This window comes from Mannheimia sp. E30BD (genome assembly GCF_041807785.1).
GTDB lineage: Bacteria > Pseudomonadota > Gammaproteobacteria > Enterobacterales > Pasteurellaceae > Mannheimia.
The window spans coordinates 90,030-96,305 of the sequence record NZ_JBGTYX010000008.1 but is presented as its reverse complement, the minus strand read 5'-3'; the positions used below and the strand labels follow the sequence as shown (position 1 = coordinate 96,305).

The following is a 6,276-nucleotide window of genomic DNA, read 5'->3' as shown; positions in this document are numbered from 1 at the left end:
TTTAAAAATGATCGACTTCCGTCCTTTTTATCAACAAATTGCAACTACTTCCCTATCAGCTTGGCTTGAAACCCTACCCTTGCAATTAAAGCAATGGGAAAAAACGACCCACGCAGATTATGCAAAATGGGCAAAAGTTGCAGATTTTTTACCAAATTCGACCGCTTGTATTAACCTAAAAGATAAAGTGGAGTCTATTCCAACTACGCCTTTATCTGAGGGCGAACGCAAGCAAATCACCCATCACTTAAAACAGCTGATGCCTTGGCGTAAAGGCCCGTATCACTTACACGGTATTCATATTGATACAGAATGGCGTTCTGATTTCAAATGGGATCGTGTTTTACCGCACCTTACTCCACTTGCTGGTAGAACAATTTTAGACGTGGGCTGTGGTAGCGGTTATCATATGTGGCGAATGGTGGGCGAAGGGGCAAAAATGGTGGTGGGCATTGACCCTACCGAGCTTTTCCTTTGCCAATTTGAGGCAGTAAGAAAGCTACTTGGCAATGACAGACGAGCAAACCTTATTCCGCTTGGTATTGAGCAAATGCAACCTTTAGCTGCATTCGATACTGTCTTCTCTATGGGCGTACTTTATCATCGCAAATCACCACTCGATCATCTCTCACAACTAAAAGCTCAATTAGTCAAAGGCGGCGAATTAGTGTTGGAAACCCTTGTGATTGATGGCGATGTGAATGATGTGTTAGTACCCGCTGATCGCTACGCTAAGATGAAAAATGTCTATTTTATTCCATCTGTGCCTTCTCTGATTAACTGGCTGGAAAAAGTCGGTTTTAAAAATGTACGTTGCGTTGATGAAGCAATTACTACACTTGAAGAGCAACGCAAAACCGATTGGCTGGAAAATGAAAGTTTGGTCGATTTTTTAGATCCGAACGATCATAGTAAAACCATTGAAGGTTACCCAGCCCCTAAACGTGCAGTTATTTTAGCAAATGCTTAAAATAGACGAGATACAAGTTATTTTTGAGAGAGTTGAGATATAAGAAAAATAGTTGGTAATGAATATTTGGAGTATTCTTACCAACTATTTGGTTCTATATGCCACTTTTTCTTTTCATTAGAGCTGAAGAACAGCTTGTTTTGCTAACTCTCTGGCAAATTTATCAATATGCAATACATCTGCAATTTCTTTCACTTGAACTGGGGCGATATTTTCCACAACTGTTCTATTCACATTCACAATATCAGTAAAGCGAATTTGTTCATTTAAAAACGCCTCAACAGCAATTTCATTGGCTGCGTTCATTGCAGTGGTTGCATACTGCCCTCCTGCAAAAGCCTCAATCGCTAATTTCAAGTTTGGATAACGAGCAAAATCAGGCTCAATAAAAGTCAGCTCTTTTAATTTAAAGAAATCAAGGGGCGGCACACCTGCATTGATTCGATTTGGATATGCCATAGTGTGTGCAATCGGCGTACACATATCAGGATTACCCATTTGAGCAATCACTGAACCATCAATATATCGTACCATTGAGTGAATGATTGATTGTGGATGAATAATAATTTCCATCTCCTCTGCCGTTGCATTAAATAACCAGCGAGCCTCTATGTACTCCAAACCTTTATTCATCATTGTGGCAGAATCAACGGAGATCTTTTTCCCCATCGACCAATTAGGGTGTGCCACAGCTTGAGCGGGTGTAATCGCGTCAAACTCATTTAACGGCTTAGTGCGGAACGGCCCACCCGACCCAGTTAAAATAATTTTGCTTACCCCTAATTCTGCAAGAGGGCAAAAACCGACTTTTTCTTGGGCTTCAGGTGGTAACGATTGGAAAATTGCATTGTGTTCACTATCTACAGGCAATAATTTTGCACCTGATTTACGAGCTTCATCAATGAAAATCTGTCCGCAGGTAACAAGGGATTCTTTGTTTGCCAATAATACGGTTTTCCCTGCTTTTACTGCTGAAAGCGTTGGCAATAAACCTGCAGCACCAACGATTGCCGCCATTACCATATCCACATCAGCGTGAGCAGAAAGCTCGCAAATCGCTTTTTGCCCTGCCAGTACTTCGGTTTTTAAACCTAAATTTGTTAATGCAGTTTTTAATTCTTGAGCAGCATTTTCATCGTCCATTGCCGCAAAAGTCGGTTGATATTGCTGGCATTGTTCTGCCATTAATGCCACATTTTTTCCGCCGATTAAGACAAATAATTCATATTGTTCTTTATTATGCTCAACCACCGATAAGGTACTTTTACCGATTGAACCTGTTGAGCCTAAAATCACTAATTTTTTCATTCTATTTCTCTATATTGAATAGGAATAATAAGGGCGAAAGATTTTTCGCCCCCTACATTTTAATTATGTAGATCACCTATCCTTGATTGTAAAATTTTTCCGCTTGTATTTAACTTGAAAGCCGTTTTGCCTCAATCACATCGTCTAATTGTGATACTCTGGCTAATAGTTTATTTAAAATCGCAACATTATTGAGCTGAATTTCCATATCAATGGTTGCGAGGCTTCGTTTGATATCAGTTCGGCTCGAAACGCCTAACACATTTACTTTTTCATTTGCCATAATCGCACTCACATCTCGTAATAAACCGTTGCGGTCATTGGCAATCACACGAATAGTCAAACTCAAGCCTGAAACATAACCCTCGCCCCAATCTGCTTCAACTACACGCTCCGGATTGACATTGAGCAATTCGTGTAATTGCTCACAATCGGCACGATGGATAGAAATTCCTCGTCCTTGCGTGATATAGCCTAAAATTTCATCGCCCGGAATTGGCTGGCAACAGCGAGCGATAGAGTGCATTAAGTTCCCCACGCCCTCAACAATTACATAACCTTTACTTTGTTTAGGTGGGTTATTACTGTTTTTATTAACTTGCTTTAGAATTGCCTCATCTTCCTGCTCAGCGGTTGGCTTAATCAATTTTGATTGCAAATAGTGCATTAACTGGTGCAAGCGAATATCACCGCCGCCAATGCCTGCGTATAGATCATCAAATTGCTTTAAATTATAGCGAGGCAGTGCGTATTCTTCGATTTGTCTGAGCGTGAAACCAAATTTTTCCATCTCTGCTTCAAGGGCTTCTTTACCAATCGGAATATGCTTTTCACGGTCTAATTTCTTAAACCACGCAATAATTTTTGAGCGAGCTTTGCTGGTATTGACGAACCCTGCATTCGGATTGAGCCAATCTCGACTTGGGTTTGGCTCTTTTTGCGTAATAATTTCAACCTGATCTCCCATCTGTAAATGGTAAGTAAACGGCACAATTCGCCCTGCGACTTTTGCTCCAATACAACGATGCCCAATTTCACTATGAATTGCATAAGCAAAATCCAACGGCGTGGCTTTTTGCGGCAGATCGATTACCTCGCCTCTTGGCGTAAAGACATAAACACGGTCATCAAAAATTTGTGTCCGCATTTCAGCCACCATATCGCTAGAATCAGCAAGATCGTTTTGCCACTCAAGAAGTTTACGTAACCAGACAATTTTTTCTTCGTAGCCCGAACGCCCTGCTGTTGCTCCTTCTTTGTATTTCCAATGAGCCGCCACGCCAAGCTCAGCATCATCGTGCATTTGCTGGGTACGAATTTGCACTTCAATAGTCTTATCGCCTTCGCCTAATACCACCGTATGTAATGATTGATAGCCGTTAGGTTTCGGGTTAGCAATATAATCATCAAAATGTTCAGACAAGTGAGTATATTTAGTATGAATAATGCCTAATGCGGTATAACAATCTTCAAGCGTTGGCACAATCACTCGTACTGCTCGCACATCAAAAAGTTGATTGAATTTTAAACGCTTTTTCTGCATTTTTTTCCAAATGCTGTAGATATGCTTCGGGCGACCGTAAATTTGAACGTTGTCTATTTCATCGGCTAAACAATCGGTCAAATCTTCAATAAAATTTGCAATGTAGCGTTCACGATCAACACGGCGTTCACCTAAATCAAACTTCGCAATTTGGGTGTAAGAGACAGGGTGTAAAATACGGAAGCAGTAATCTTCCAGCTCCCATTTGAGCTGCCCAATGCCTAAGCGGTTGGCAAGCGGTGCATAAACGTGGGAGCATTCTTTGGCTGCTAATACAGTATCTTCTTCGGAATGGTTTTTGCTATCACGCAAATAAGCGATTCGCTCGGCAAGTTTAATTACCACACAGCGGAAATCGTCTACCATTGCAAGCAACATACGGCGGATATTATCGATTTGTAAATCAGACACATTGTGAGCGGAAAGCTGGCGGATATTTTCCATTTCCAACACACCTTTCACAAGGTTTTTGATGTGATTATTGAAATCTTCTTTTAACTGAACCAGATCAATAATATTATGTTTTACAAGCGGGAATAAAAGTGCTGCAACAAGGCTGTCATCGTCCATATTCAAGCCGTGTAGCACTTCAACCATCTCAATGCCATACCACATCAAACTGTAATCGGTATCAAGTTTTTCTTTCGCATAATCCCAAGCGTGTTGAATGCGATCAAATGTAGCAGGAGACATATTCAGGCTCGTACACCAGCTTGCTAATTCAAAATTATTCGGATCAAGTTGGTGGGAATAACGAATTGCTACCATAAAGCCTCCTTGTAAATTTTCGTCAAAATCAGACCGCTTGTTATCGCTTGATATGGAGTGTAATTATACGTCTAATTTCAGAAAAAATTTACCCTTTTTATAAAAATTTAGCATAGAGCTTACCACTTAAATTACTCCTTAAGAGGTATCAACCTTGTGATAAATCAAACCTATTAACACAATCATTTGCACGAGCTCACGCTCTTGATTAAAATGACTGCGTTTTTATTTTTAAATTTTATCTTTTCTGTGGGAAACAATGACAATTTTAGCTTTAGGAATCAATCATAAAACCGCTTCTGTGGGTTTAAGAGAGAAAGTTGCATTTGTTGATAACAAACGTGATCTTGCTCTTACCCAAATTCAAGAAAGTGGATTAGCCGAAAGCGTTGTTATTCTTTCTACTTGTAACCGCACCGAACTCTATTTCCACCAACCTAATATTTCGCCTCGTGAAGAGAGCGAGGAAAATATTCAATGGCGTGAACAATGTTTCCAATGGTTTGCTCAAATTCATCAGCTTGATGAAAATGAATTGCGTGAATGCCTCTATTTCAAACAAAATTTAGAAGCCGCCAACCATTTAATGAAAGTGGCAAGTGGTTTAGATTCTCTTATTTTAGGCGAGCCGCAAATTTTAGGGCAGGTAAAACAGGCTTATCAATATAGCGAAGATTTTTACCAGCAGAATCACAAAGCGATGTCCACAAAGCTCTCTCGCTTATTTCAACGCACCTTTGCGACTGCAAAACGTGTTCGTTCTGAAACGGAAATTGGCAGCCAAGCAGTTTCTGTTGCTTATGCAGCCTGTGGTTTAGCTCGCCAAATTTTTGATAATTTCGGCAAATTACGCTTTTTGCTGGTTGGAGCGGGCGAAACTATTGAATTAGTGGCTCGTTATTTAATTCAGCACGGTGCAAAAAACATTATGGTGGCAAACCGTACCCATATTCGAGCAGAAATATTGGCAGAAAAGCTAAACGCACCAATGCAAATTCTCTCTTTAAGTGCATTACAACTTGGCTTAAACCAAGCCGATGTGGTGATTAGTTCAACAGGCAGCCCTGATATGCTGATTACTAAAGAGATGGTCGAGCTTGCTCAGAAACAACGTCAATTTGATCCTCTATTGCTTATTGATATTGCCGTTCCTCGTGATATTGATGAAAAAGCAGGCGAATTAGATGGGGTTTACTCATACAGCGTTGATGATTTACAAAATATCATTCAGCGTAATATGGCTCAACGTGAAGAAGCAGCTAAGCAAGCAGCTGAAATCGTGAAAGAAGAGAGCAAAGCCTTCTTTGAGTGGTTAAAACAGCAGCAATCGAGCGATCTCATTAAACGCTATCGCCAAGATGCGGAGCAAATCCGCCAAGAGTTGTTAGAAAAAGCTCTACAAGCAATAAATCAGGGGCAAGATAGCCAACGTGTTTTGAGCGAACTAAGCTACAAACTCACAAATCAGCTACTTCACGCCCCAACCCAAGCGTTGCAATCTATGGCGAAGAGCGGTAATTCAACAGGCTTACAAAGTTTTTCTAAAGCACTTAGATTAGAAGACTAATTTTCTCTAACGATAATACGGACAGGCACAGGACCTGTCCCTACGTCAATCTATTCTTTATACATATCTTTTCTTCCAATTTTAACTTTCCCCAAATTTCCGCTATAATAAGCCAATTTT

At 40.3% G+C, this 6,276-nt stretch carries 4 protein-coding genes; 2 read left to right on the top strand and 2 right to left on the bottom strand.

All coding sequences use genetic code 11. The annotated features are described in order from the left end of the window. Positions 1 to 7 precede the first annotated feature (7 nt). Positions 8 to 970 carry a tRNA 5-methoxyuridine(34)/uridine 5-oxyacetic acid(34) synthase CmoB gene (cmoB, locus tag ACERCG_RS06955; RefSeq protein WP_373611329.1) on the top strand — a complete coding sequence of 321 codons (963 nt, stop codon included), beginning with the start codon at positions 8 to 10 and terminating at the stop codon, positions 968 to 970. Between the two features lie 117 nt (positions 971 to 1,087). Here the strand turns inward: cmoB and ispC are convergent, their stop codons facing one another. Together ispC and relA are read right to left on the bottom strand one after the other, a co-directional pair. Further along, a complete protein-coding gene (ispC, locus tag ACERCG_RS06950) occupies positions 1,088 to 2,278 on the bottom strand; it encodes a 1-deoxy-D-xylulose-5-phosphate reductoisomerase (protein WP_373611326.1) in 1,191 nt (396 codons plus the stop codon). 109 nt (positions 2,279 to 2,387) lie between these two features. Next, complete coding sequence (relA, locus tag ACERCG_RS06945) at positions 2,388 to 4,589, bottom strand: GTP diphosphokinase (RefSeq protein ID WP_373611325.1); 2,202 nt, start codon at positions 4,587 to 4,589, stop codon at positions 2,388 to 2,390. 259 nt (positions 4,590 to 4,848) lie between these two features. On the opposite strand from relA, the gene hemA reads away from it, so the two are divergent. Beyond that, entirely contained in the window at positions 4,849 to 6,156 is a 1,308-nt protein-coding gene (gene hemA / locus ACERCG_RS06940; protein WP_373611324.1) for a glutamyl-tRNA reductase, read from the top strand. Positions 6,157 to 6,276 lie beyond the last annotated feature (120 nt).

Bases quoted from the DNA above. Each gene is read 5' to 3' on its own strand.
- relA (WP_373611325.1), bottom strand. From the start codon at position 4,589: ATGGTAGCAATTCGTTATTCCCACCAACTTGATCCGAATAATTTTGAA.
- cmoB (WP_373611329.1), top strand. From the start codon at position 8: ATGATCGACTTCCGTCCTTTTTATCAACAAATTGCAACTACTTCCCTA.
- hemA (WP_373611324.1), top strand. From the start codon at position 4,849: ATGACAATTTTAGCTTTAGGAATCAATCATAAAACCGCTTCTGTGGGT.
- ispC (WP_373611326.1), bottom strand. From the start codon at position 2,278: ATGAAAAAATTAGTGATTTTAGGCTCAACAGGTTCAATCGGTAAAAGT.